Origin of the sequence: Paenibacillus sp. Pae15 (genome assembly GCF_024519685.1) — a bacterium.
In the GTDB taxonomy this organism is placed as follows: domain Bacteria; phylum Bacillota; class Bacilli; order Paenibacillales; family NBRC-103111; genus Paenibacillus_G; species Paenibacillus_G naphthalenovorans.
Genome location: NZ_JALJRM010000025.1, coordinates 36,863 through 61,644, shown reverse-complemented (window position 1 = coordinate 61,644; position 24,782 = coordinate 36,863). Strand labels below are relative to the sequence as shown.

25 protein-coding genes and 1 pseudogene are annotated in these 24,782 nt (G+C 49.7%); 24 read left to right on the top strand and 2 right to left on the bottom strand.

What is annotated here, in order from left to right; all coding sequences use genetic code 11:
* Positions 1–7 precede the first annotated feature (7 nt).
* From NR121_RS18945 to NR121_RS18895, 11 genes are all read left to right on the top strand, one after another.
* Positions 8–769 carry a response regulator transcription factor gene (locus NR121_RS18945; protein WP_054817122.1) on the top strand — a complete coding sequence of 254 codons (762 nt, stop codon included), beginning with the start codon at positions 8–10 and terminating at the stop codon, positions 767–769.
* Positions 770–918: 149 nt separating this feature from the next.
* Entirely contained in the window at positions 919–1,194 is a 276-nt protein-coding gene (locus NR121_RS18940; protein ID WP_054817123.1) for a hypothetical protein, read from the top strand.
* Positions 1,195–1,263: 69 nt separating this feature from the next.
* On the top strand, positions 1,264–1,668 hold the full coding sequence (locus NR121_RS18935) for a P-loop NTPase family protein (protein WP_062406827.1): 405 nt from the start codon (positions 1,264–1,266) through the stop codon (positions 1,666–1,668).
* A gap of 174 nt (positions 1,669–1,842) precedes the next feature.
* On the top strand, positions 1,843–2,862 hold the full coding sequence (locus NR121_RS18930; protein WP_256831764.1) for a LacI family DNA-binding transcriptional regulator: 1,020 nt from the start codon (positions 1,843–1,845) through the stop codon (positions 2,860–2,862).
* A 132-nt stretch (positions 2,863–2,994) separates the two neighbouring features.
* Positions 2,995–4,041 carry a TRAP transporter substrate-binding protein gene (locus tag NR121_RS18925; protein WP_256831763.1) on the top strand — a complete coding sequence of 349 codons (1,047 nt, stop codon included), beginning with the start codon at positions 2,995–2,997 and terminating at the stop codon, positions 4,039–4,041.
* 95 nt (positions 4,042–4,136) lie between these two features.
* Positions 4,137–4,694 (top strand): TRAP transporter small permease, encoded by a 558-nt coding sequence (locus NR121_RS18920; protein WP_256831768.1) that lies wholly within the window; start codon positions 4,137–4,139, stop codon positions 4,692–4,694.
* Entirely contained in the window at positions 4,695–5,975 is a 1,281-nt protein-coding gene (locus NR121_RS18915; RefSeq protein ID WP_062406835.1) for a TRAP transporter large permease subunit, read from the top strand.
* Between the two features lie 25 nt (positions 5,976–6,000).
* Positions 6,001–7,065, top strand: coding sequence for an Ldh family oxidoreductase (locus NR121_RS18910; protein WP_256831761.1), 1,065 nt, complete (start codon positions 6,001–6,003; stop codon positions 7,063–7,065).
* Between the two features lie 5 nt (positions 7,066–7,070).
* Positions 7,071–8,234 (top strand): iron-containing alcohol dehydrogenase, encoded by a 1,164-nt coding sequence (locus NR121_RS18905; protein ID WP_137669869.1) that lies wholly within the window; start codon positions 7,071–7,073, stop codon positions 8,232–8,234.
* 22 nt (positions 8,235–8,256) lie between these two features.
* On the top strand, positions 8,257–9,726 hold the full coding sequence (locus NR121_RS18900) for an aldehyde dehydrogenase family protein (RefSeq protein ID WP_054817130.1): 1,470 nt from the start codon (positions 8,257–8,259) through the stop codon (positions 9,724–9,726).
* A gap of 79 nt (positions 9,727–9,805) precedes the next feature.
* Complete coding sequence (locus tag NR121_RS18895; protein WP_054817131.1) at positions 9,806–10,483, top strand: RraA family protein; 678 nt, start codon at positions 9,806–9,808, stop codon at positions 10,481–10,483.
* Positions 10,484–10,533: 50 nt separating this feature from the next.
* On the opposite strand, the gene NR121_RS18890 is transcribed toward NR121_RS18895, so the two are convergent.
* Positions 10,534–11,961: a SpoVR family protein gene (locus tag NR121_RS18890; RefSeq protein WP_054817132.1), complete on the bottom strand. Its 1,428-nt coding sequence runs from the start codon at positions 11,959–11,961 to the stop codon at positions 10,534–10,536.
* Positions 11,958–12,461, bottom strand: a pseudogene (locus tag NR121_RS18885) (DUF444 family protein); the annotation flags it as partial. The gene NR121_RS18890 and the pseudogene NR121_RS18885, both read right to left, overlap by 4 nt.
* A 106-nt stretch (positions 12,462–12,567) precedes the next feature.
* Here NR121_RS18885 and NR121_RS18880 point away from each other — a divergent pair.
* The 13 genes from NR121_RS18880 to NR121_RS18820 all read left to right on the top strand — a co-directional run bounded on the left by NR121_RS18880 (position 12,568) and on the right by NR121_RS18820 (position 24,673).
* The gene (locus NR121_RS18880; RefSeq protein WP_256831760.1) at positions 12,568–12,855 is read left to right on the top strand and encodes a hypothetical protein; all 288 of its coding nucleotides are present in this window, start codon (positions 12,568–12,570) and stop codon (positions 12,853–12,855) included.
* 125 nt (positions 12,856–12,980) lie between these two features.
* Positions 12,981–14,042 (top strand): LacI family DNA-binding transcriptional regulator, encoded by a 1,062-nt coding sequence (locus NR121_RS18875; protein WP_137669872.1) that lies wholly within the window; start codon positions 12,981–12,983, stop codon positions 14,040–14,042.
* A 164-nt stretch (positions 14,043–14,206) separates the two neighbouring features.
* The gene (locus NR121_RS18870; protein WP_062406845.1) at positions 14,207–14,680 is read left to right on the top strand and encodes an RpiB/LacA/LacB family sugar-phosphate isomerase; all 474 of its coding nucleotides are present in this window, start codon (positions 14,207–14,209) and stop codon (positions 14,678–14,680) included.
* 29 nt (positions 14,681–14,709) lie between these two features.
* The gene (gene rbsK / locus NR121_RS18865; RefSeq protein WP_256831758.1) at positions 14,710–15,627 is read left to right on the top strand and encodes a ribokinase; all 918 of its coding nucleotides are present in this window, start codon (positions 14,710–14,712) and stop codon (positions 15,625–15,627) included.
* A gap of 25 nt (positions 15,628–15,652) precedes the next feature.
* Positions 15,653–16,960: an ABC transporter substrate-binding protein gene (locus NR121_RS18860; RefSeq protein WP_054817136.1), complete on the top strand. Its 1,308-nt coding sequence runs from the start codon at positions 15,653–15,655 to the stop codon at positions 16,958–16,960.
* Positions 16,961–17,029: 69 nt separating this feature from the next.
* A complete protein-coding gene (locus NR121_RS18855; RefSeq protein ID WP_137669874.1) occupies positions 17,030–17,926 on the top strand; it encodes a carbohydrate ABC transporter permease in 897 nt (298 codons plus the stop codon).
* 14 nt (positions 17,927–17,940) lie between these two features.
* A complete protein-coding gene (locus NR121_RS18850; protein WP_306274524.1) occupies positions 17,941–18,720 on the top strand; it encodes a carbohydrate ABC transporter permease in 780 nt (259 codons plus the stop codon).
* Positions 18,721–18,820: 100 nt separating this feature from the next.
* On the top strand, positions 18,821–20,110 hold the full coding sequence (locus NR121_RS18845) for an MFS transporter (protein ID WP_145862486.1): 1,290 nt from the start codon (positions 18,821–18,823) through the stop codon (positions 20,108–20,110).
* A gap of 147 nt (positions 20,111–20,257) precedes the next feature.
* Positions 20,258–20,947, top strand: a complete 690-nt coding sequence (locus NR121_RS18840; RefSeq protein ID WP_062406855.1) for a GntR family transcriptional regulator — start codon at positions 20,258–20,260, stop codon at positions 20,945–20,947.
* A gap of 48 nt (positions 20,948–20,995) precedes the next feature.
* Positions 20,996–22,006: a zinc-dependent alcohol dehydrogenase gene (locus tag NR121_RS18835; RefSeq protein ID WP_256831754.1), complete on the top strand. Its 1,011-nt coding sequence runs from the start codon at positions 20,996–20,998 to the stop codon at positions 22,004–22,006.
* A gap of 19 nt (positions 22,007–22,025) precedes the next feature.
* Positions 22,026–22,787 carry an SDR family oxidoreductase gene (locus tag NR121_RS18830; RefSeq protein ID WP_062406858.1) on the top strand — a complete coding sequence of 254 codons (762 nt, stop codon included), beginning with the start codon at positions 22,026–22,028 and terminating at the stop codon, positions 22,785–22,787.
* A 162-nt stretch (positions 22,788–22,949) separates the two neighbouring features.
* Complete coding sequence (locus NR121_RS18825) at positions 22,950–23,156, top strand: hypothetical protein (protein ID WP_062406860.1); 207 nt, start codon at positions 22,950–22,952, stop codon at positions 23,154–23,156.
* A complete protein-coding gene (locus tag NR121_RS18820; RefSeq protein WP_256831751.1) occupies positions 23,138–24,673 on the top strand; it encodes a recombinase family protein in 1,536 nt (511 codons plus the stop codon). The genes NR121_RS18825 and NR121_RS18820 overlap by 19 nt, the downstream gene beginning before the upstream one ends.
* Positions 24,674–24,782 lie beyond the last annotated feature (109 nt).

Genomic DNA, 24,782 nt, shown 5'->3' with positions numbered 1-24,782 from the left:
ATAAGGAATGACAGGCCAAACCATAATGGTTGTTGAAGACGACTACGAGATACGCGACGTCATCCGGCTGTATTTGGAGAAAAACAACTATCGAGTGGTGTGCGCGGAGGATGGAGAGAACGCACTCTCCTTGGCTGTGGCAGAGCAGCCGGATCTCATCATTCTCGATGTGCTGCTTCCCGGCCGAAGCGGGTTTGAGGTTTGCAGTGAAATGCGGAATATCTCCGGCGCGCCGATCTTGTTTCTGAGCTGCAAGAAGGACGAAGCGGATAAAATCAAGGGGCTGGACGCAGGGGGAGACGATTACATTACGAAGCCCTTCAGCCCCAATGAGCTGGTCGCCCGGGTACGGGCCAACCTGCGCAGATCGCATTTGGCGGGCAATGGGGCGGCCGAGAGCCCGGAGCAGAGCAAGCCCTCTCAGCTTCATATCGGCTCACTCCACATCGACAGCCTCAGTCGTGTCGTAAAGGTGAACGGGCAGGAAGTGACGCTGTCGCGCAAGGAATTCGATCTGCTGAGCTTTCTCGCCTACCGCCCGGAGCAGACGATAAGTCACGAATATTTGTTTCGGGAAATATGGGAACAGGAATGCTTTAACGATACGCGGACGATCATTGTACATGTGAGCAATCTCCGCAAAAAGATCGAGCCCGATCCTTCCGCCCCCCAGTACATTATTAATGTACATGGTGTAGGCTATAAGTTTGCCAAGGTGGCCCGCGAGCTCCAGCCCGGGCATGATGCCAGGCACGGTTCCGCGCTGTAAAGCCGCGCGTCGCCGCGGATCTTCCGCGCGTCGCCGGCAAGCGCGATCCTGCAGGGCAGCACGGACGCCGGCCGGTTGTGCTATACTGTGGGAACAGGACAGTACAGTATCAAGAGCTTCTGCTCAAAAGATGAAAGGGGATCAGGCGGATGGATATCCAAATCGTCAAATCCGGCATGACGTACAGTAAAGAGGACGGATATGTCGGGCATGTGCAATTTACGTGCGAAGGGCATCAGGCGCCATATGAAATCACGTTTCACAGCAAGAATGCCAAAGAATGGATGTACAGCTTGAACTTTGCGAAGGAATCGGGGCCTGAACAGGAAATCCTGTCGCTGGAGGAAATTCTTGAGGAAGACGACGAGCTGTTCGATCGGCTGGTGAATGAAGCGCAAAGCAAGCTGGAATCCGGACAAAGCTGACAGAAAATCCTCTGTTCGGAAAATAAACGCCGGTCTGCGATGTACAACAGGTTGAAGGAGGCTTTCAGGATGAACGAGCTGCTGAAGAAGATGAACTACAAAAATCAACAACGTTTGCTGGTTTTGAATGCCCCTGAAGAATTTCATCCTCACCTGCAGGCTTTTCGTGAAGCGGCTGAGGTGGACGAAACCATCGGACAATCAGAGAGGAAGCTCTACGGCTTCGTGCTTGTCTTTGCCAAAAACAGCCGGGACGTTATGGCCATGGCGCCGGAGGCGGTGAAACGCTGCGAGCCGGGAGGGCTGCTGTGGTTCGCATACCCCAAGAAGACATCGAAAAAATATAAAGCGGATATTTCGCGGGATGAAGGCTGGCAGCCGCTCAAGGAGTTAGGCTTCGAGGGTGTGCGCCTGATTGCCATTGACGACGATTGGTCGGCCATGCGTTTTCGCAGCGCCAGGCAAGACCTTTGAATGGAATACGTGTTGGAATCATGGAAGTGACCATTTCCCCATGGAAATGGTCACTTTTCTATAAAAGCCGGGAAATATTTTTTGGAAAAAGTATTGAACATTTTTAGGAATATGTTATTATAGTCCTATAAAACCGGTTTCAGAAACCGGTTTTAGAAAAGTGAGGAGGTTTTTATGGCGACCATTGATGATGTTGCACAACGGGCGGGAGTTTCCAAAAGCTCGGTATCCAGGGTGCTCAACGGTAATTTTGAATATATGTCCGAAGAAATGAAAAATAAAATTTTAGCTGCCATAGCGGAGATGAACTACAGTCCTAATTCGTTAGCGCAGAGCTTGAAAAAGAAAAAAACGAAGGTCATCGGCATCATTTTATCCGATATTTCGAATCCTTTCTGGTCCGAGATTTTAAAGGGTGCGCAGGAGGAAGCGAACCGATGCGGATACGGGATCATGGTCAGCAGCTCCAATGAGGATCCCGAGTTGGAAAGAGACAATATTCTCATGCTCAAGAGCCGGCAGGTAGACGGCGTCATTATAAATACCATCGGGAATACGAACGAATTATTCGAGGAGTTCATTGCAAAAAAATATCCTTTTGTGCTGTTGGACCGTTTGGCCGGGGACATGAAAGCGGATACGGTTGTGGTTAACAATGTAAACGGGGCCAAGCAGGCGATTCAATATTTAATTGATCAGGGTCATCGGCGAATCGGCATTCTGCTCTATCCGACGAATAACAAGAGTCCCCGTATCGAAAGGCTGGAAGGATATAAACAGGCCCTCAGCATGAACGGCTTGCCGATCGACGAGTCGTTGATTAAGATTTGTGATCAAAATAACGGCAGCGGAATTCAGGCGACTCAAGAATTGCTATCGATGTCTGATCGGCCGACAGCCATATTCACAACCAATGCAAGACTTAATTTGGAGGTGCTGAGCGGAGCAAAAAAAGCAGGATTGAGAGTTCCGACGGATGTATCCATCTTCGGCTATGATGACTTTCCGTGGATACCGCTTTTGGATCCACCTTTAAGTACTGTAGCGCAGCCGGCTTACGAGATGGGGGTCAAAGCAGTAGCTTTGTTGATTCATAGATTGGAATCCAAAAAGAAAATGAAGCCGCAGATTATTCAATTGGAACCCAAAATCATTATCCGCGCTTCATGTTCTTCCCCTGTAAAAATCGAGTAAGGAGTTGATGCCCATGGAAAAAAATGGCCTTCAAAGAGAGGTATTGGGAGTACGCTCTTTGAAGGCGGATCAAAGAAAGAAAAAATTTTAAACGCAATGCTATTATAGCAAAAAACAAGCAGGAGGGTTACTATGAAAAACAAAAAATGGGGAGCGATTATCCTGGCCTTGTCTTTTATGCTGACGGCAGCGGGCTGCGGTTCCGGTCAAGGAACGCAAGGCAATAGTGCCAACGCCCCGCAAGGATCGAAATCGGACAATAAAGCCGCTTTCGTATTTAAACTTGGCCATGGAACCTCGAGCACGTCTTTATATCATACGGGAGCCGTAAAGTTCAAAGAATTGGTGGAAGCCAAAACCAACGGTCAAATTAAAGTGGATATATATACCGACGGTACGATCGGCCAGGATAACGACTTGATCAACTTTATGAAAACGGGCAACGTTCAAATGGGCATGATTGGAGTCGAACCGGTCGCCGTCATCGCTCCCAAATTAAAGGTCATTGGTCTGCCGTATATTTTTCCGAACAGAGAAAGCGCATACAAGGTGCTTGACGGCCCCTTGGGGGCAGAGATGGTAAGCGAGCTTCCCCAACAACAGCACCTTCGCGTTTTAGGCTATTTTGAAAACGGTTTTAGGAATGTCTCCAATTCCAAGAAGGAAGTGCTGACCCCTGCCGATTTACAGGGTCTTAAGCTGAGAACGCCTCAGAGTCCGGTCTCTCTTTCTATCTTTAAAGCGCTTGGCGCCAATCCGACTCCGATGTCGTTTGGAGAGCTGTATACGGCGCTGGAGCAAAAAACGGTGGACGGACAAGAAAACCCGCTTTCCCTGATTTACACGAATAATTTCCACGAAGTGCAAAAGTATATTTCCATTACCAATCATATGTATTCGCCGATGCTGCTGATGATCAGTGAAAAAACATGGTCGGAGCTGTCGCCGGAATTGCAGAAGGCGGTCCAGGAAGCGGCGAATGAAGCAAGGGACTATGAAAGAAAAGTAAGCGCGGAGCAGGAAGCCGATTTGATGAAGAAGCTGGAAGAAGCCGGCGTGAAGCTCAGCAAGCCCGATCTGGCTCCATTTGTTGAAGCGACCAAAGACGTTCACAACGAATTCGATGCAGAGTACGGCGCGGATTTGTACAAAAAAATAACGGAAGCAACAAAGCAATAAGATTGCCGGGTGCGGAGGCACTGTCTCCGCATCCTACCTCCGTCCGGCATGCATAATCCTCATTCAACCGTAGGAGATGGTATCTCTTGAAAAAGATGTCCAGGACGTTTACACGCATCGTTAACGTTTCAATGGCAGGGGCTCTTTTGTTAATGGCCATTCTGGTGTTTGGCAATGTCGTGCTTCGGTATTTGTTTAACACAGGAATTACCTGGTCCGAAGAAGCGGCAAGGTTTCTGTTCGTTTGGCTTACCTTTTTGGGGGCCGTCGGCGCTTTAAACGAGAATCAGCATTTGGGCGTCGATCTCGTGCTAAAAAAGCTTTCTCCAGCCCTTCGAAAGCTCGTCTTTTTGATCAGCAATGTCATTATGCTGTGTATTTTGGGATTAGTGCTTGATGGAAGCTGGACGATGGTTCTTCTGAATTGGAATACTAAATCTCCGGCTATCGGAATTTCGATGTCCGTTGTTTTCGGAGCCGGAATGGTGATGGCCATCGGTATGGCAGCGATTATTGGCATCAAGCTTTTTAAAGCCTTTTTTCAACATATCCCGGTTTCTGAGCTGGATCAAACCCGTGAATCTGAAGAAGAAATCATGTCGGTGCCAAATTCATCCTCAAGTGCCGAGTTCTTGGAAAAGGGGGTGAGATAAATGGCCCTAGGCATTTTTGTCACTTCATTGCTCGGCGCCATGGCGCTTGGAATGCCGATCGCTTTTGCCCTGCTGGCCAGCGGCGTGGCTTTAATGTTCTTTTTGGACATGTTCGATACCCAGATCGTTGCGCAAAATCTGATCAACGGGGCGGATAACTTCCCGTTAATGGCCATCCCCTTCTTCATTCTTGCGGGGGAACTGATGAATCAAGGCGGCATTTCCAAACGGATCATTACTTTTGCCCTAGCGTTTGTAGGACATATTCGGGGGGGACTTGGTTATGTGGCGATTATCGCCAGTCTGATCTTTGCGGGGTTGTCGGGATCCGCTGTTGCGGACACCGCAGCGCTTGGGGCTATTTTGATCCCCATGATGGTGAAAGCCGGATATGACCGCAATCGGTCAACGGGGTTGATTGCAGCCGGCGGCATCATCGCGCCTGTCCTGCCTCCCAGCATTCCGATGATTATGTTTGGCGTGACGGGCGGGGTATCCATTACACAGCTTTTTATGGCTGGCATTGTGCCGGGGATTCTCATGGGCGTAGGTTTAACCATAGCGTGGGCGATCATTTCCCGTAAAAGCGAAGTAGAGGTTTTTCCGCGCAACTCGGCAAGGGAAATGTGGAATGCGACCAAACAAGCTTTCTGGGCGCTGCTGCTGCCGCTTATTATTATCGGCGGGCTGCGCGGCGGCATATTTACTCCGACGGAAGCGGCGGTGGTTGCGGCATTTTACGCGTTATTCGTCGGTGTAGTCATCTATCGGGAGCTGAAAATCAGCCAATTTTTCAGTGTACTGGTGGCCGCCTCCAAAACGACAAGCGTAGTGATGTTCCTGGCGGCTGCGGCTATGGTGTCCGCCTGGCTAATCGCTTTTGCGAATATTCCGGCCCAATTATCCGATTTGCTGGGGCCATTTGTTGAACATCCGCTAATGCTGATGATCGTTATCACCGTTCTGGTCATGATCATTGGTACGGCGATGGATTTAACGCCTACGATCCTGATCTTAACGCCTGTCCTGATGCCGATCGTGAAAGAAGCAGGCATTGACCCGGTTTACTTTGGCGTTTTGTTTGTTTTGAACAATTGTATCGGATTGCTTACTCCTCCGGTGGGCACCGTGCTGAATGTGGCCTGCGGGGTTGGGAAAATCAGTATGGAAGAAATCATGAAGGGCATATGGCCTTTCTTGCTGGTCCATACTCTGGTTCTGCTGCTGCTGTTGTTCTTCCCTGCCATCGTAACGGTTCCGCTGCAATGGTTAATCAAATAATAAATAGGCTATAGGGGTGGAGAAAATGATCTTTAAAGCAGAGCATTTGAAGGAATACCTCCGGCGCATTTTGCAAAATGCGGGGCTGTCGGAGACCGATGGCGGCACAGTGGCCGACAGCCTGGTAGGAGCCAACCTGCGCGGCGTGGATTCCCATGGGGTTACCCGATTGTCCATTTACGTCAAGCGCTTGAAACTGGGTGTCGTCAATCCGAAACCGAATATTCGCGTAGTCGCGGAAAGCGACGCCACGTTATTGATCGACGGCGATGACGGCATGGGGCAAGTCGTCGGGAAGAGAGCGATGGAATTAGGCATGGAGAAAGCCCGCCGGAACGGTGCCGTCTATATTGGAGTAAAAAAATCCACCCATTTTGGCACGGGGGCCTATTTTGTTCAGCAGGGTGTGAAGGAAAACCTGATTACGTATGCGATGTCCAACGCTCCCTCGACGATGGCGCCCTGGGGCGGGATTCAGCCTTATATCGGCACGAATCCTTATGCGTTCGGCATTCCCGCCGGCAAATACAACCCGATTATTCTGGACATGGCCACCAGCGTAGTCGCCAGAGGAAAAATCATTACGGCGGCTCAAGAGGGCAAGCCGATTCCCGAAGGGTGGGCCATCGACAAGGAGGGAAGACCCACCACGGACGCACAGTCTGCCCTGGAGGGTTCCGTACTTCCTTTTGGAGGACCCAAAGGATATGCCATATCATTGATGATCGATATCATGAGCGGTGTGTTGACCGGAGCGGGATTCGGACCGCACATCAACAACATCTACGACGATTACGACAAGCCGCAAAATGTAGGCCACTTCTTCCAATTGATCGATATTTCGCGTTTTATGCCGGTAGACCTATTTAAGCAGCGGGTTGACCAGATGATCGAAGAAATCAAATCTTCTCCGAAAGCCGCAGGCGTGAACGAAATCTTCGTGCCTGGAGAAATCGAATATAACATCGAGCGCAAAAGGCTGGCCGAAGGCATTCCCCTGACCAGGGAAGTGTACGAGGATATTAAACAAGTAGGGGAAGCCTGCGGCGTCCATATAGAAGATTTTCAAGATAAATCGATAGGAGCGTAGTAGACATGAACTTATTAAGCCGGGTTTTTACGTACGAACTGCCGACGGAGATCGCCTTTGGCGTCCATGCCGTAAATGAGCTTCCCAAGTGGATCGACAGCTTGAAAGGATCAAAGGTTTTCATCGTTTCCGATCCCGGGGTTGCGCAAGCAGGGATTCTGGACAAAGTGACTTCGCCGCTTGCAGAGGCTCATATCACATTTCATACCTTCACCGAAGTGGAACGGGAGCCTGATGTCAAAACGATTGAAATCGCGACGGCGGAGGCGAAAGCTTTCGGTGCCGATCTTGTGATCGGAGTTGGAGGCGGCAGTGCGCAGGACGCTGCCAAAGCCGTGGCGGTGATGGTGAATAACGAAGGGAAAATCACACAATATGCCGGTTTGAATCATATTCCCAATCCTGGCTTGCCGATCATTTGTATCCCGACGACGGCGGGAACGGGCAGCGAGGTGACGATTTGGACGGTCATTTCGGAGAAAGATTACCATCGCAAATTCGGCATAGGCGGTAAATATCTGGCACCAACGCTGGCGCTCTGCGATCCGGCTCTCACCTTATCGCTCCCGGGCCCGATGACGGCAGCAACCGGAATGGACGCCTTGACGCACGCTCTTGAATCGTTCGTGAACAAGGCGACGCAGCCGATTTCTGAAGCCTTATCCCGCGAAAGCATGCGCTTGATTGCAAAAAGCTTGCGCAAAGCCGTCGTGCAGGGAGATAACCTGGAAGCGCGTTATGATATGCTGCTGGCGAGCACGATTGCGGCGATGGCTTTTAACCCTACGCGGTTAGGCCTGGCGCATGCTTTATGTATGCCGTTAGGCGGGAAGTTTAAAGTTCCGCATGGTACTGCCAATGCCATTCTTCTTCCGCAGGTGATGCAATTTAATCTTGTCGGCAATTTGGAAAAATTCAAGGAAATCGCCGAGATTTTCGGGGAAAACACGGCAGGACTGCCGTTAAGGGAAGCGGCCGAGCTGTCCGTCAAAGCCATTAAAAAATTAAATCAGGACATCGGGATTCCTGCGGGTCTCAGAGAATACGGCGTAACGGAGGAGGATCTGGATTATATTGCCAAGGAAGGCATGGAAAGCGGCAATGTATGGGTCAACCCCCGCAAACCGACGTTGGAAGATTTGAAAGAAATCGTCAGACAATCCATTTAACCATGTACAGGAGGATGCAATCATGAGCGCGAGGCAAACCGAAACGAAAGTGTACCAAAATTATATTAATGGAGCATGGGTAAACGGCAGCACCGGAGAGTTTTATCAAATCGTCAATCCGGGCAATACGGATGATGTGGTGGGAAGCTTCCCGCTGTCTACGGCAGAAGATATGGATCGGGCGGTCGTCTCTGCGCATCAAGCGTTCCAAAGCTGGAGAAAGGTGCCCGCATCCGTACGGGCTGAATATATTTACCGTTTCATCGCCTTATTGGATGAGAACAAAGAACGGTTGGCTGAAGCGCTGTGCCGGGAGCAGGGAAAGCCTTACAAAGAGGCATTTACCGAAGCGGCCCGGGGCGTGAAGGAAATGCGGTATGTGGCCGGGGAAGCCGCCCGTCTGGAGGGAATCACTCTGCCTAGCGACCGTACAGGTGTAACGAACACTGTCGTGCGCGTTCCGATTGGCGTGGTAGCTGCCATTACACCATGGAATTTTCCTATTCTCACCCCATTGCGAAAAATCGTTCCCGCTCTCATCGCCGGCTGCACGGTTGTGTTGAAACCGGCGAGCCAGACGCCTCTCACAGCGGTCATTTTAACGGAACTGTTCGAACAAGCAGGACTTCCGGCTGGTACGGTCAATCTGGTTACGGGAAGCGGGCGCAAAGTGGGTGACGCATTGGTAAGCCATCCGCTGGTAAGAGGGGTCTCTTTTACAGGGTCTACCCATGTCGGCAGAAACATCAATAAACTGGCTGCTGAAAACTTTACCAAGGTCCAATTGGAGTTGGGCGGTAAAAATCCGGCTGTCGTTGCCGATTATGCGAATTTGGAAAGAGCCGCCACTGAAATTGTGAATTCCGCTTACACGAATGCCGGCCAAAGATGCACCGCCATCAGCCGGGTCATCGTTCTGGAACGGCATGCAGAATCGCTTGAAAAGCTGATCGTTGAAAAAGTGAAGCAGTATCGGGTCGGCAACGGAATGGACCCGGGGATCCAAATCGGTCCGGTTGTGAGCGAAGACGCAGTAAATACGATTCAGGAATATATGAAATCCGCGCAAGAGCAAGGGGCGTCCATTGTTCTCGGAGGCAGCAGATTGACGGGCGGCATCTATGATAAGGGGTTTTATTTCGAGCCCACCGTGATTACTCGGGTCACGCCTGATATGAAGGTGGCGAAAGAAGAAATTTTTGGGCCGGTTCTTGTGATCATCCGCGTGGCATCGTTTGAAGAAGCGGTTCGCGTAGCCAACGATACGGAATATGGGTTGACCGCCTCCATCTTTACGGATCAATTGGAGTGGGCCTATGATTTTACGGAAGACGTCGAATCCGGAATGATCCACATCAATAACGGTACGATCAGCGAAGGCCATATGCCGTTCGGGGGCGTGAAGCATTCGGGTCATGGCGCATATTCCATCGGTCAGACGAATAAAGATTTTTATACGGAATTAAAAGTGGTTTATACGCAATACAAGTAAGTCCCGATTTTATTTCGGCATTTCTAAAACCGGTTTTAGAAATCGGTTTTAGAAATGCCCGTCTGGAGGTAGCTTTCTAATGACCAATATCGGTTTTCGCATACTGCCGAAAGTAAGGAACGTATCGGATGAGGTACTGGACACATACCGCGGGTTCGTCACTCCTCATCTGTCGGATAACATGAACCGTCTGAACGCGGTTGATGCGTCGATCCGTCCGATTCACACCCGTGGAACCCTGGTCGGTTCCGCCTTTACCGTAAAGACCAGGCCGGGCGATAATTTGATGGTTCATAAAGCCATCGATATGGCAGGTCCGGGGGATGTCATTGTGGTCGATGCAGGCGGCGACCTGACCAACGCCATCATGGGCGAGATCATGGTTAACATAGCAAAGAAAAACGGAATTGAAGGCTTTATCATTGACGGAGCAATCCGCGATATGGAACCGATTCGCGATATGAATTACCCTTTGTATGCCAAGGGTGTAACGCATCGCGGTCCATATAAGGACGGCCCCGGCGAAATTAATGTTCCGATCCAGTTGGGAGGAGTCATTGTCCGTCCCGGCGATGTGATTCTGGCCGACATGGATGGTGTTGTGGTTGTACCGTATGAACATGCGGAAGCGCTCATCGGGAAGGTCCGCCAAACGATGGCTGCCGAACGCAAGATCATGGCTGATATTGAGCAAGGGACGATTGACCGAAGCTGGGTGGATGAGGTCCTGCGGAAGAAAGGCTGCGAAGGCGTATAAGTATAAAGTCGATCAAGCCGCGGCACAGTGAGCTGCCGCGGCTTGAGCATTTAAAGAAACTTCCGGTTATGCTTCCTGCCGTCATAGGTGAAAAGCACCGGCTTCGATTCGATCACGCTTTCCAGATGGACGGTTTTGCCCCAGAGACGATAAATGTAAGGCATGGTGCGCTCTACATACTTCAAGTCCAGCTCCATCCCTTCATACATGTGCATCAGATAGAGTTCTCCCTTCCGTTCGTAATCGCCGTTCTCCACGGCAATGTAAGGGAAGCCCCCGTTGACGCGGGAATAGACCAGCTGATCGCGAACGTTCTCCCATGACTTGTCGGTGATTTTCCACTCCGGCCCTTTTTTCTCAAACACATAGAGGTCCAGCTCGTCGCACAGCTTCCTCGTCATATAATTGCGGATGAACGAGATGTCGGAATCGCACTCCCGTACCTCGAATATTTTTTGCCTTCCTTCGCCGCCCTTCCGGCCAAAGCGCTTTCGCTCTTCTTCGGAAGGGTTATCCCATCGCTTCTCGATGTCTTCATAAATTTTCAGCCCGAGATAATAAGGATTCAGGCTGTGCCGCGAAGGGATCACGACCGAGGAATTGAGCTTGGCGTACTCGATCGTCTCGTCATCCGTCAGGTCCAGCTCGCGCAGGATGCGTTGATGCCAGTAAGAGGCCCAGCCTTCGTTCATGATTTTCGTTTCGAGCTGCGGCCAGAAATAGAGCATTTCGTCGCGCAGCATCGTCATAATGTCGCGCTGCCAATCCTTCATATACGGCGCGTGTTCTTCGATGAACAGCATGACGTCCTTTTGCCGGACCGGAGGAAATTTCGTTTTGGCTTCAGGCTTTTTATCCTCAGTTTGGCCGCGATCATCCAAATCCCACAGATCTTCATAACCAAACGTGCGTTCTTTGGGTTCTTTCATGGTGATAAGATTGGCGTCACGTTCCTCGCGCTGCCGGTGATACGGCTTGATAAGAAGCGGATCGACGTGCTCCTGAATGGCCAATACGGCATCAATGAACTTCTCGACCTCATCTATACCATACTCGATCTCGTATTGACGGATACGCTCCGCCGTTGCGGACATACTCTCGACCATGTTGCGGTTGGTTTTGGAGAAGCGAACGTTGTTCTTGAAAAAGTCGCAGTGCGCCAGCACGTGCGCCACAATCAGCTTGTTTTGAATCAACGAGTTGCCGTCAAGCAGAAACGCGTAACATGGATCGGAATTGATGACGAGCTCATAGATTTTGCTGAGCCCGAAATCGTACTGCATCTTCATTTTGTGGAAGGTTTTACCAAAGCTCCAGTGGCTAAAGCGGGTAGGCATCCCGTAAGCCCCAAAGGTATAAATAATATCCGCCGGGCAGATCTCGTAACGCATCGGATAAAAATCCAGGCCAAAGCCTTCGGCGATCTCCGTAATTTCCGCTATGGCGTATTCAAGCTGCTTCATATCGTCGGCGTTCATCTTGCCACCTTCCCTTCGATTCCCTTGGGGAAAAAGGTCTTGAGCGCTTTATATACTTCTCCCTTCTCGCGAATCACATAATGAACAAATTTCGGATCGTGCAGGTTGCGGTAAGCCGACATCAGGGTGCTGCTGCGGTTGTATTGGTTCACTTCGCCGTAGCCGAACAGGTTGCAGCGTTGAATCAGTTCGTTGATCAGCCTTACGCACCGCTCATTGTCTGAGGTCAGGTTGTCGCCGTCAGAGAAATGGAACGGATAAATGTTGAAGCGCGATGACGGGTATGAACGGTCGATCAAATCCACCGCGAGCTGGTAGGCCGAGGAACATATGGTTCCGCCGCTCTCGCCCTTGGTGAAGAACTCTTCCTCCGTAACTACCTTCGCTTCCGTATGGTGAGCAATAAATATGATTTCCACATGTTCGTATTTTGTGCGCAGAAAGCGTGTCATCCAGAAAAAGAAGCTGCGGGCGATATATTTTTCAAAGGAGCCCATGGATTTGGGGATGGCATAAGTAGACTGGTTCATTGCGAGTATTCCGCAAGGCTGAGTAATCTGTAAGTATCCGATGGAGAAGCCAAAAAGGGGCGCTGTGCGGGAGGTAATGAAAGATAGCCCGACTGCTGCTGAAGCCGGGCCAGGTTTTGGGCTTTTATTTATATTCAAACGGGTGATAAATAAATTCAGCTTCATTTCCAAGCATAAGTTGAATCAGGAAATAAAGAAACGGAGAACAAATGACCACAGTCAAGATAAGGATAACTGGAATAAGGCCGTTAAAACGATGGTTATTTTTATTGATTTTTACGATTTTCATAAGCTTCAGCTCCCATTTGAGATTGTATGGCATGCCGCTGTTGGTTTCTTTACGTCTGCATTATATGTGATTTGAATGGCTTTATCTGTGATCAAAGTCACATGGAAATGATGGAGAGAGCGATTACATTTGTATTGACAAGTAGGATCGCTCAGGTTTATACTCTGGTTAAACGATTAAAAAGGAGGTGAAACCGCTAATTGAAGAGGGCGACTCTCAAAGAGGTAGCCAAAATGGCTGGAGTTTCCACGGCTACGGTATCCAATGCTTTAAACGAAACGAAATATGTCAGCGAAGAAGTGAAGAACAAAATTTTTTCTGCGATCAGAGCGCTTAACTATCAGCCCAACAGCGTAGCCAAGAGCTTGCGTGTACAGGAATCCCGAATTATAGGGCTGCTGATCTCCGATATCGCCAACCCGTTCTTCTCCATTGTAGTCCGAGGAATAGAAGAAGAGCTTGCCAAAAGCAACTACAGCATTCTGCTGTGCAATACGGATTCTTCACTGGAGAAAGAACGAAAGTACCTCGACGTGTTAATAGGTCAAAGGGTAGACGGTCTGATCGTCTCATCCGCCGGGAATACGGGCGATTATTTTCGTTCACTGGAGAAAACGGGGGTACCGATCGTATTCCTGAACCGGTGCCCGGAATTCATGAATTCCGATGTGATTATGACGAATAATATACAAGGGGCATATATCGCTACTGAACATCTGATCCGGCATGGATACGGTAAAATTGCAATTATTGCCGGGCCTTCTTCCGTTAGTACGGGTAAAGATCGATTGACCGGATATAGGAGAGCGCTTGAGGATTACGGCATAACGGAATCGGATCAACTGGTAAAGGAAGGGCTTTTCGACATCCAGAGCGGCTACGACAAAATGAAAGAACTGATGGAACAGGACACGAAACCGGACGCCGTCTTTATTTCCAACAACTCCATGACACTCGGGGCATACAAATATTTGAAGGAATCGGGACTCCGCATTCCCGATCAGATTGCAGTTTTGGGTTACGATGACTCCGACTGGGCGGAGATCGTAGATCCGCCGATTACTACGGTAAGGCAACCCGCTTACCATCAAGGTGTGCATGCGGCAAACTTAATACTGGCGAGAATTAAAGACAAGCAAGTGAAGAGAGAAATTATGTACATGGATCCGGCGTTGATCATCCGGCATTCCTGCGGCTGCTCGGGCGGAAATTCGTTCAACGGCGTTTTCGATCGACCGAGAGACGTCCTATCGGGCTTATGATATCAGCGGACAGTCAGGTACGAACGATTCTCTCGTTTTTTATGCAGCTTAATTTAATCGATTAACCAAAAAATAATCCGAATTTAGGCGGATAAGAAAAATTTTTAACCAGCAGTTGAAGGGCAAATAGAATATACGTAAACATCATTTGGAGGAAAAAGAAAATGAGAATAGCAGTCGGAGGAGATCATGCGGGTTTTCCGTTAAAAGGAACAGTAATATCCGCCTTGCAAGAAATGGGACACGAGGTGAAGGATTTCGGATCGTACGATAGTAATCCTGTTGATTTTCCGGATATCACGCGAACGGTATGTGAGGCAGTCCTGTCGGGCGAAGTGGAGCGGGCCGTTATGGTATGCGGAACAGGTGTCGGGGCGTGTATCGCGGCTAATAAAATTCCGGGCATTCGGGCATCCGTCTGCCACGACATTTACTCCGCGCATCAGTGTGTTGAGCACGATGATGTTAATGTGATGTGCGTAGGCGCCCAAATTATCGGCCCTGTGATTGTGGTCGAGCTGCTCGAAAGTTTTTTGAAAGCGGAATTCAGCACGGAAGAAGAATTCCGGCGTAGAGTGGAGAAACTGTACGAGATGGAACGGCATTACGCTGCGCAGGATATGAAGATAAACGAGTAAGAAATCAGATTTCATGTGGGAGGGTTAATGTGACACAACCGGCGCGAATTGTAGTTGTCGGAAGTTTAAATATGGATCTTGTCGTCAAGGCGCCGAGAATTGCTTTAGAAGGAGAGACGATTAAAGGCGGCACATTCTCTACCATGCCTGGCGGTAAAGGCGCCAATCAAGCGGTGGCTGCAAGCCGGCTGGGGGCGCATGTACATATGGTAGGCTGTGTCGGCGATGACGGGTTTGGGCGAGAGCTGCTTGATAACTTACATAAAGCAAATGTGAATACGGATTATGTGACGACGGTTTCCGGCAGTTCCAGCGGAGTGGCCATGATTACGGTAAGTGAATCCGGCGAGAACAGCATCGTCATTGCACCCGGAGCCAACGACCGAATGGCACCCGAATATGTTCGTCAAGCGGAGTCGATCATTCGTGAAGCGGATGTGGTGTTGATCCAATTGGAAATTCCGATGGAGACGGTGGAAGAAGCCGTCGTCATCGCCAACCGCCATCAGGTTCCGGTGATCTTAAATCCCGCCCCGGCCAGATCTTTGCCGGAGGCTCTTCTGAAGCAAATCGATATCCTTACACCCAATGAAACGGAAGGCAAGCTCATTGTGACCGGGCGGGCCGAAGGCGATATCGATGTAGAAGAAATCATACATGATCTCAAAAGCAAGGGTGTCCGGCAAGTGGTCATGACACTTGGCGGTGAAGGAGTCGCTTATTCTGCGGGAGAGGCTGTACAACGTTTGAAAGCGTATACAATCGATGTTATGGACACGACAGGGGCCGGCGATTCCTTTAATGCGGGACTGGGCGTTTATTTAGCCGAAGGCGGTTCGTTAGAGGAGGCCGTTCGATTTGCTCAAAAAGTGGCTGCGCTGTCGGTAACCGGCTTTGGCGCACAAGCATCGTTTCCAAGCAGAACGGAAGTAGAGGGGTTTCAATAACATCAATTCTACGGAGGGGAAATCCATGAATCCTAAAAAAGTGTTATTTCCGATAATGACTGCCGCGTTGGTTGCAGGGTTAGCCGGTTGCGGAGGCGAAGAGACTACTGGCGCGAACGCTAATGCGGACAAGTCCGACGGCGGGGAGAAAGTGGAACTGCGTGTGGCCTGGTGGGGCGGACAAGCACGCCATGATAAAATGAATCAGCTTTTCGATTTGTTTGAGCAGAAGCATCCAAACATTAAAGTTTCGCGTGAATTCACGACCGAGAACCAATATGCGGAAAAATTCACGACGCAAGCAGCCGGAGGCAACGCGCCGGATGTGATGCAAACGAGCAGCTTCTTTCAATTTGACTTTGTAAAGCGAAATATGATGCTTGACCTGGATCCGTTAGTCGCATCGGGCGATTTGAATGTGAAGGACTTCGATCCGGTTGACGTTGGCGGAGGCAAAGTGAATGACAAGCTGTATGCGATCAGCCTTGGACACAATATTACAGGGGTTATTTACAATACGGTTATGTTTAAAAATGCAGGTTTGGACATGCCTAAAAACAACTGGACCTGGGATGACTATGTTGCGACGGCGAGGGCTCTTCAAAAATCGTTGGGTAATGATGCTTGGGCAACGGAGGATGAAGGCGGCGTGTACAGGGTGCTGGAGCTGTACGCCCAGCAAAGGGGCAAGTCGGTGTTTACAGAGAACGGGCTGGGCATCGATAAGAAGGATCTAACCGACTGGTTTACGTTCTGGGATCAAATGCGAAAAGAAGGCCTGACCCCTCCTGCGGCCATTCAATCCGAGCAAGGGGATAAAACACAGGAACAGTCGATGCTGGCAAGAGGCAAGGTGGCGATGATCAGCAAAAGCTCCAACCAGTTAAAAATCTATCAAGGCAGCACGAAAGATGAACTCGGTATCGTCAGCTATCCTATGGACCCGAACGGCGAAAAGAAGGTTCCTCTGATCGTGGCTTCGCTGGGAATTTCCGCAAAAACGAAGTATCCTAAGGAAGCGGCCATGCTGATTGACTTCGTCGTGAACGATCCGGATGCGGCTAAAATCTTTAAAGGTGAGCATGGTCCGCAGGCTTCCAAAGCCATGCAGGAAGTGATCAAGCCGCTGCTTGGCAAGCCGGAGGAGAAGGAGTACGCTTTCGTTAATGAAATGATGCCGTCTACGAAGCCTTATCCAACGATGCCGGGCGGCAGCACATCGGTTCAAAAACTGCTGCTTTCCAATAACGAAGCTATCGCTTTCGGCAAGAAAACCATTCCACAAGCGGTAGACGATTTCTTTGCCCAGGCGAATCAGATTTTGAATCGATAAGTCAAATCATAGGGCAGGAGCTCAAAGGCTAACGCTTGAGCTCCTGTTATACAGAGGAGATCTCATGCTATGTCGATATTATTTAACCGCAAGCGATGGTTATGGATCATTCCATATCTCTTTCTCGGACCTTGGTTGATCGGAATTCTGGTGTTCAGCGCCATCCCGATCCTCAGCTCGTTGTATCTATCGTTTACGAACTATAATTTCGTATCCTCTCCTGATTGGATCGGACTAAAAAACTATATAACGATGTTCACCTCGGATCCGCAGTACTGGCAAGCGCTAAAGGTCACGTTGATTTATGTGCTGGTTGCGGTGCCGTTAGAATTAGCCTTTGCTCTTTTTTTGGCGCTGCTCTTAAACAGGGGCATACGGGGGCTTGGTTTTTATCGTGCAGTCTATTACATCCCTTCTCTCATCGGAGGAAGTGTGGCGATTGCCATTCTTTGGCAGCAGGTGTTCGGTGATCACGGAATGGTCAATCAAATGTTGGGCTTGATCGGGATCGATATGCCAAGCTGGGTGGGGACGCCCGATTATGCCATCTGGTCCATTATATTTCTGAAGGTGTGGCAGTTTGGCTCTCCGATGGTGATCTTTCTGGCTGGACTTAAACAAATTCCCCCGGATTATTATGAAGCGTCATCCCTGGACGGTGCGGGCAAGTGGAGTCAATTTTTCCATATTACTCTGCCCATTCTGTCCCCTATTGTATTGTTTAATGCGATCATGCAGATTATCAGTTCGTTTCAAGCCTTTACGCCGGCCTACATTATCAGTAACGGAACGGGCGGACCCGTCAATTCGACGTTATTCTATACGCTTTATTTGTATCAGAACGGTTTCGGCAACTTCCAGATGGGTTACGCTTCCGCCATGGCATGGGCACTGCTTATCATCATCGCATGCTTCACCGGGCTGATCTTTTTGACGACGAAAAAGTGGGTTCATTACGCGGATTAGGGGTGGCGGATCAAATGGCAAACAATGTTCGAATACAAAAGGTGCTGCTTCACACACTTATCATCGCAGGGTTCATCATTATGCTGTACCCGGTACTATGGATGCTCATCAGTTCATTTAAACCTACGGAAACCATCCTGACAGACAACAGTCTTTGGCCGAGAAACCTTACGCTTTCAAACTACATCAAAGGCTGGAAGGGGACATCGGGGACGACATTTACGACCTTTTACCTTAATTCGCTGCTTATGGCCGGACTAGCCGTGATCGGGAATATCATATCGTGCTCGCTTGCGGCGTATGCTTTTGCGCGCCTGGAATTCAAGGGGAAAAAAGTGATGTTTGCTCTGATGCTGATGACCATGATGATTCCTTTGCATGTTCTGATTGTTCCGCAATATATTATTTTCAATAAATTGGAGTGGGTCAATACCATACTTCCCATTGTCGTACCGAAGTTTTTTGCCGTTGAAGGATTTTTTGTTTTTCTCACCGTGCAATTTATTCGTTCCCTGCCGCGGGAGCTGGATAAAGCAGCAACCGTAGACGGATGCGGTCCCATCGGCATTTATACACGGATCATTCTGCCGCTGACGACTCCGGCCATCGTGACGACAACGATTTTTACATTCATTTGGACATGGAACGACTTCTTTAGCCAGCTTTTGTATCTCAGCAGCGTGAAGAAATATACGGTTACGCTGGCACTTCGAATGTTTACCGATGCGGGAGGGAGGCAGCGCTCGGTTCACTGTTTGCCATGTCGGTGCTATCCATCGTACCGGTATTCTTAATGTTTTTATTTTTCCAACGGTATATCGTAGAGGGCATTGCAACCTCCGGCATTAAGTAAAACATTTTAAAAACAGATACTCCACAGGTAGGAGGAATTTCGTGTCATATTCAAACGACGACATGGCTTCAAATCGTTCCTACACGCAATCTGTTCCCATTCAAACCTCATTTTATTACGGTTGGTGTATCGTTTTTATAAGCGGTCTGGGCATCTTTTTTTCCGGGCCGGGCCAAGCTTATTCGAACTCGGTCTTTATTGAATTCTATATGAGAGACTTTCATATGGATCGAACAACGGTTTCAAGCCTGTATTCATTGGCTACTTTGACTGCCGGATTCTTATTGTTTGCCGTGGGGAAATTGACTGGCCGTTTCGGGCATCGGGTCATGATGACGTGGACCGCTGTGTTATTGGGATTGGCATGCTGGTGGAACAGCTTTGTGGCGGGGACCTTGACTCTGTTTATCGGTTTTTTTATGATCCGTTTGTTAGGACAGGGCTCGATGTTTCTTATTCCGAACACCCTGGTTTCCCAGTGGTTTGTCAAACAGAGAGGCCGGGCATTAAGTTATGCCGGCCTGGGAGGATTGCTCGGAGCGGCGATCTTTCCCCCGTTGAATAACTGGTTGATTCAAACCTTTAGCTGGCCTGCGGCATGGAGGGTGTTAGGTGCAGCGATCTTATGCTGCTTCGCTCCTGCAGCTTTTTTTCTTGTGCGAAATAAACCGGAAGATGTCGGGTTGTTACCGGATCATATGCTGCCGGGCTCGGATCAGGCATCTTCGCAAGCTCCGGCTGCCGAAGATGCCTGGACGCTTCGCGAGGCCATGAGAACCAAATCCTTCTGGTTGATTATGGGCTGCACGGCTGTGCCGCCAATGATATATGGCGGAATCACGATTCATATCTTCTCGATCTTGAACGAGCATGGGATCGATCGAACGACGATCGCCTGGATCTTGAGTTTTATTCCTTTGATCAGCTTCGCATGTTCGTTGATCGCCGGATTCATTGTCGAGCGGGTCAAGGTCCACGCGATGCTTGGTTTAACCTTTGTCATCAACCTGTTGGCCCCGATACTTCTCATTGCAGCACAATCGGAGATGATGATCTTCCTGTTTGCTGTCGCATGGGGAGTAGGACAAGGGCTGATCAATGTGCCTCTGGGGGTCATATGGGCCAATTATTATGGCCGCCGACACCTGGCTCAAATCAGCGGCATGACGACGTTCGCCATGGTGTTCGGTTCGGCTGTAGGTCCGATGCAGCTGGGATTCGCATACGATCGCCTCGGAAATTACAATCCTGTTTTATGGCTGATGATTTTTTTCTGGGCGGCAGGGGCCGTATTTGCCTTTGCTGCAACGCCGCCTCAAAGAAGTCCATAAAAAGTAAATTCGAGGCGAATTTCATTTAAGATAAAATCCTATGTTTTTTTCCTGAACGTATTGATTGATGTTCAATTTCTTTGTAAAATTATAACTGTAAACTTGTTAACAAGTTTACCGAAATCATCTAATCATGAAGGGACACCGATGAATACTGAATTTCCGGCCTCCTTAATGGAAGGGCTGCCTTTAGGCGAGAAAATAGCCAATGAACTAAGAATTCAAATCATTGGCGGAAAACTGGAGAAAGGCTCCGTATTGTCCGAGAATCAGATTGCCGCGGACTTTGGCACAAGCAGAGGCCCCGTTCGGGACGCGTTGAAAACCCTTTCAAATGAAGGGCTGATCCGCCTGGAACGCATGGGGGTTGTGATTCTTGGCCTAACCCCGGAAGATATGCAGGAAATTTATGATGTTCGCATTCTGATCGAAGGCTTCATAATGGAGCGCCTCTCACATGATTTCAATGAAAGCAGAAGAAATACGCTGCTGCATATCATAGACAAGATGGAATTGGCTGCAAAGCATAACGACGATGTCGATTTCTCTCGATATGATATGGAATTTCATGAAACGATGATACGCTACTGCAACCATCAAAGGATTTTCCGCTTATGGAACGGCATTCGGCCTATCATATTTGCCGCCCTGCTGGTAGCCACTAAAAACCGGTTTGCCCGGGCTGTGGAAGGGGTGCCGCAGCTGATCCATCAGCATCGTTCCATCGTGGACGCGATTTCTGAAGGGGATCAGGAGCATATCCGGCAAGCGGCCAAAGATCATTATACGGAAGCCTTTAAAACCGTCTCACAAAGCTTGTTCTTTTTTGAACGATAACGACGGCCATCATAAGCATGGTAATTCAAAGACGGAAGGATGAACGGGATGAGAGCCGGTATTTATCTGGGAGAAAAAAAGGTGGTGCCAGGACAGCTGCCGATACCTGAACCCACCCATGGAGAAGCGTTGATCCGCGTCCTGGCGGGAGGCATTTGCGGTACGGATATGATGATTTATGCCGGAAAGCATCCCCGGGCCAAAGCGTCCCTTGCCTTGGGGCATGAATTTTGCGGCGTGATCGAAAAGGTGGCCGGAGACAGCTCCTTTCAACCCGGGGAACGCGTTGTTATAGAGCCTACCCTGAGCTGCGGGGAATGTGAAGCTTGCCTTGCCGGACAGACCCATGTATGCAAAACGCTTCGTCTTATCGGAATCGATATGGACGGCGGATTTGCCGAGTATGCCAAGGTGCCTGTGCACCGTCTGCACCGGTATCCCGGGCATTTATCCGACAGCTTGGCGGCTCTCACGGAACCGTTAGCCGTAGCCGTCCATACGGTTCGCCGATCCCATGTTAAAATCGGCGACGACGTCGTCATTATCGGCTGCGGTCCGATCGGCTTGCTTGTCGGCATGGTCGCCAGGCGCAGCGGAGCGGGACGGATTATTGCCGTCGATGTAAGCCCTTACCGGATTGCGAAAGCTCAGGAACTCGGGTGGACGGTCCTTGATGCCAGGCAGACGGATATCACTCAAGAAATCAAAAGCTTAACCGGCGGCAAAGGTGCCGATGTCGTGTTTGAAGCAGCCGGAACTTCCGTCACTGCCAAACAAATGACGGAGGTGGCCAAAATTCAGGGGCAAATCGTCGTAGTCAGCTTATTTAAACAGCCGCCGACGGTCGATTTGGCCGCCATGCATTTTAAGGAGCTTTCCTTGACCACGACACGCTGCTACAGCAGAACCGATTTTCAAACGGCCATTGCCCTCATGGCTGGAGATCAAGTGAATCTTTCCGGTCTGATCTCGCATGAACTGCCTCTCGAACGGATTGCGGAAGGATTTGCGCTGATGGAAAATCCTGAAGAGGCCTTAAAAATTATTATTCGACCTTAATCCCGTTGGAGGACTAATCATGATTCTTGATGTATTTCGGTTGGATGGCCAAGTGGCGGCGGTTACCGGTGCGACCAGAGGAATCGGCTATGCCATGGCTTTAGCTTTGGCGGAGGCGGGGGCGGATATTGCTCTCCTGCAGCGTTCTGCGGAACAAAAGCAATTAAAAGAAGAAATCGAACGGCTCGGCAGAAAATGCACGATCATTCCTTGCGACATGAATCGGCCGGACGATGTGAAGAATGCGGTCCCTTCGGTTGTATCCGCTTTCGGGAAGATGGATATTCTGGTGAACAACGCCGGAATCCAGCGCAGATCGCCGGCTGTGGATTTTCCCGAATCCGATTGGGACGATGTCATCAACGTCAATCTCAAGGCGGTTTGGATGTTGTGCCAGCAGGCCGGGCGCCATATGGTTCCGCGGCAGAAAGGGAAAATCATCAATATTGCCTCTCTGCTGTCCTTTCAGGGCGGGCTTACCGTACCTGCCTACGCTGCGGCCAAAGGCGGCGTAGCCCAATTAACGAAGGCTTTGTCCAATGAATGGGCACGGCACCATGTCAATGTGAACGCGATTGCCCCCGGATATGTTGCCACGGATATGAATACGGCATTAATGCAGGACGAAACCAGAAGCCGTCAAATTATGGAACGCATTCCGGCCGGACGATGGGGCTTGCCGGACGATTTCAAGGGCAGTATTGTTTTCCTGGCCTCGGGCGCTTCCGATTATATTCACGGACAACTTTTAACGGTTGACGGCGGATGGATGGGAAGATAACCGGTCATCAACAGTCTGCAACGAACCTTTCACAGAGCGAGGCTCTGCGAAAGGTTTTCTTTTTGCTGCCGGATCTTTTGTCCACAGGAAAGAGCGGCACATAAGACAAGCTTTCTTCAACATACATTGAGGTAAGGGATGACATGGATGGAGGGCGGTCAGATGAACTTTACCTTCAATGAGGTGGACGGAGATAAGCCTGTATCCAATTGGATGGCAGTCAGGGTGGCGGAATTCGCCAGAACCAAGTACGGGGTGGACGTCCAAGTATCCGTGAACGATCCGATTCATGCGGCGCTTGAACCTTCTGATGATCCCTTTACAATGAACTCAAGCCAGGGGGAACACTCATGCAGCAGGAAAAAATAAAATGTGCGATTTATGCGAGGGTCAGTACGGATCAGCAAGGGGATTCGATTGAGAATCAAATCAGCCAATGCCAGGAATATATCAGCCGATTGGGCCGGCAGTACGATGATACGGATATTATCCTTTACCGGGATGAGGCGGTTTCGGGTTACTACACCAGTGTGTTTGACCGCGCCGAAATGAAACGGGCCATACAGGATGCCAAAAATCATCGGTTTCAGCTGCTGGTTTTCAAGGAAGTCAGCCGGGTGGGCCGTGACAAGCAGGAGAATCCGGCGATCATCGGGATGTTCGAACAATACGGCGTACGGGTCGTAGCCATTAATGATAATTATGACTCGCTCAATAAAGATAACATCACGTTTGATATTTTGTCCGTCCTCTCCGAACAAGAGAGCAAAAAAATATCAGCGCGCGTCAGCAGCGCCAGAAAGCAGAAGGCGCGCAGGGGACAGTGGGGAGGAGAGCCACCCATTGGATATCAAGTCAACAAGGAAACGAAGAAGCTTGAGATCGATCCCGAACGGAAGGATATTCCCGTCCTCGTGTTTGATCTCTATGTGCACAAGGGCATGGGCACCTTTAAAGTAGCCGAATATTTGAATCAAAAGGGCATCCGGACCAAAAACGGCAACCTGTGGAGCCGTGAAAGTGTGAACAAGCTGCTTCGCAATCAAGCCTACATCGGCCATGTGGTTTACGGCACCAGGCGCAATCAGCTGCAGCGGGAATATGACGACAGCGGGAAAATGACGAAGAAGAAGGTACAGCTGCGGATGGATAGGACCGAATGGCAAATCGTTGAGAACGCGCATGAGGCGTTAATCGATAAGGAAACGTTTTATGAGGCGCAGCGGATTCTTTCATCCAAAAGTCATAACCGTGCACCGAGGCGGGCCTACCATCCGCTTACCGGTATCTTGATCTGCGGCAAGTGCAATCAGGGGATGATTTGCCAAAAACGATCCTACAACGGCAAGGAGTACCGGTACTACATCTGCAAAACGTATCACAAGTTCGGCCGCGAGGTTTGCCCGCAAGCGAATGTAAACGCCGACGAGCTGGAGGGGGCCGTCGTTAGACTTATACGCACCCGGCTGGACAAGCTGCCTAACGACTGGTTCAGGATTACCGTAAATAAAGAGAAAGAAATGGAGCGGCTGCGGCAGGAGATGAAGGTAAAGCGGCAAACGCGGGAAAAGTGGAGGAAAAATCAGGTCGATCTTTTTCAGCAAAGGGAACTTTTCGATGCAAAAACCTATCAACGGCAGATGCTTGAGATGAAGAATCAGATCCAGCGGCTTGACGAAGAAACCGCCCTTTTGGAGAAACAACTCGGGGAGCTGGCCGAACAAATAACGGAAGCATCATCGCTTGATCGTTACCTGGATGAATTTAAAAAGCTGGAGCTTCAGGATTTGGAGCGGACACGGGTTTTGCTGCAGGAGGTGATCAAAAATATAATATTGACCGACAGGCACCTGGATATTAAATATCACTTTGATTTTGGACGTTAAGCGCAAGGCTTCGGAGCCCTCCCGTAAACAGATCATACTGCTGTTGGGAGAGCTCCTTTTTCATGGCTTGTCTTAAACAGTCCCTGAGGAATCGAAGCGGCAGGCCGCA

Excerpts from the sequence above, each read along its gene's own strand:
- NR121_RS18945 (WP_054817122.1), top strand. The coding sequence starts at position 8 with ATGACAGGCCAAACCATAATGGTTGTTGAAGACGACTACGAGATACGC.
- NR121_RS18940 (WP_054817123.1), top strand. The coding sequence starts at position 919 with ATGGATATCCAAATCGTCAAATCCGGCATGACGTACAGTAAAGAGGAC.
- NR121_RS18935 (WP_062406827.1), top strand. The coding sequence starts at position 1,264 with ATGAACGAGCTGCTGAAGAAGATGAACTACAAAAATCAACAACGTTTG.
- NR121_RS18930 (WP_256831764.1), top strand. The coding sequence starts at position 1,843 with ATGGCGACCATTGATGATGTTGCACAACGGGCGGGAGTTTCCAAAAGC.
- NR121_RS18925 (WP_256831763.1), top strand. The coding sequence starts at position 2,995 with ATGAAAAACAAAAAATGGGGAGCGATTATCCTGGCCTTGTCTTTTATG.
- NR121_RS18920 (WP_256831768.1), top strand. The coding sequence starts at position 4,137 with ATGTCCAGGACGTTTACACGCATCGTTAACGTTTCAATGGCAGGGGCT.
- NR121_RS18915 (WP_062406835.1), top strand. The coding sequence starts at position 4,695 with ATGGCCCTAGGCATTTTTGTCACTTCATTGCTCGGCGCCATGGCGCTT.
- NR121_RS18910 (WP_256831761.1), top strand. The coding sequence starts at position 6,001 with ATGATCTTTAAAGCAGAGCATTTGAAGGAATACCTCCGGCGCATTTTG.
- NR121_RS18905 (WP_137669869.1), top strand. The coding sequence starts at position 7,071 with ATGAACTTATTAAGCCGGGTTTTTACGTACGAACTGCCGACGGAGATC.
- NR121_RS18900 (WP_054817130.1), top strand. The coding sequence starts at position 8,257 with ATGAGCGCGAGGCAAACCGAAACGAAAGTGTACCAAAATTATATTAAT.
- NR121_RS18895 (WP_054817131.1), top strand. The coding sequence starts at position 9,806 with ATGACCAATATCGGTTTTCGCATACTGCCGAAAGTAAGGAACGTATCG.
- NR121_RS18890 (WP_054817132.1), bottom strand. The coding sequence starts at position 11,961 with ATGAACGCCGACGATATGAAGCAGCTTGAATACGCCATAGCGGAAATT.
- NR121_RS18880 (WP_256831760.1), top strand. The coding sequence starts at position 12,568 with ATGAAAGATAGCCCGACTGCTGCTGAAGCCGGGCCAGGTTTTGGGCTT.
- NR121_RS18870 (WP_062406845.1), top strand. The coding sequence starts at position 14,207 with ATGAGAATAGCAGTCGGAGGAGATCATGCGGGTTTTCCGTTAAAAGGA.
- NR121_RS18860 (WP_054817136.1), top strand. The coding sequence starts at position 15,653 with ATGAATCCTAAAAAAGTGTTATTTCCGATAATGACTGCCGCGTTGGTT.
- NR121_RS18855 (WP_137669874.1), top strand. The coding sequence starts at position 17,030 with ATGTCGATATTATTTAACCGCAAGCGATGGTTATGGATCATTCCATAT.
- NR121_RS18850 (WP_306274524.1), top strand. The coding sequence starts at position 17,941 with ATGGCAAACAATGTTCGAATACAAAAGGTGCTGCTTCACACACTTATC.
- NR121_RS18840 (WP_062406855.1), top strand. The coding sequence starts at position 20,258 with ATGAATACTGAATTTCCGGCCTCCTTAATGGAAGGGCTGCCTTTAGGC.
- NR121_RS18835 (WP_256831754.1), top strand. The coding sequence starts at position 20,996 with ATGAGAGCCGGTATTTATCTGGGAGAAAAAAAGGTGGTGCCAGGACAG.
- NR121_RS18830 (WP_062406858.1), top strand. The coding sequence starts at position 22,026 with ATGATTCTTGATGTATTTCGGTTGGATGGCCAAGTGGCGGCGGTTACC.
- NR121_RS18825 (WP_062406860.1), top strand. The coding sequence starts at position 22,950 with ATGAACTTTACCTTCAATGAGGTGGACGGAGATAAGCCTGTATCCAAT.
- NR121_RS18820 (WP_256831751.1), top strand. The coding sequence starts at position 23,138 with ATGCAGCAGGAAAAAATAAAATGTGCGATTTATGCGAGGGTCAGTACG.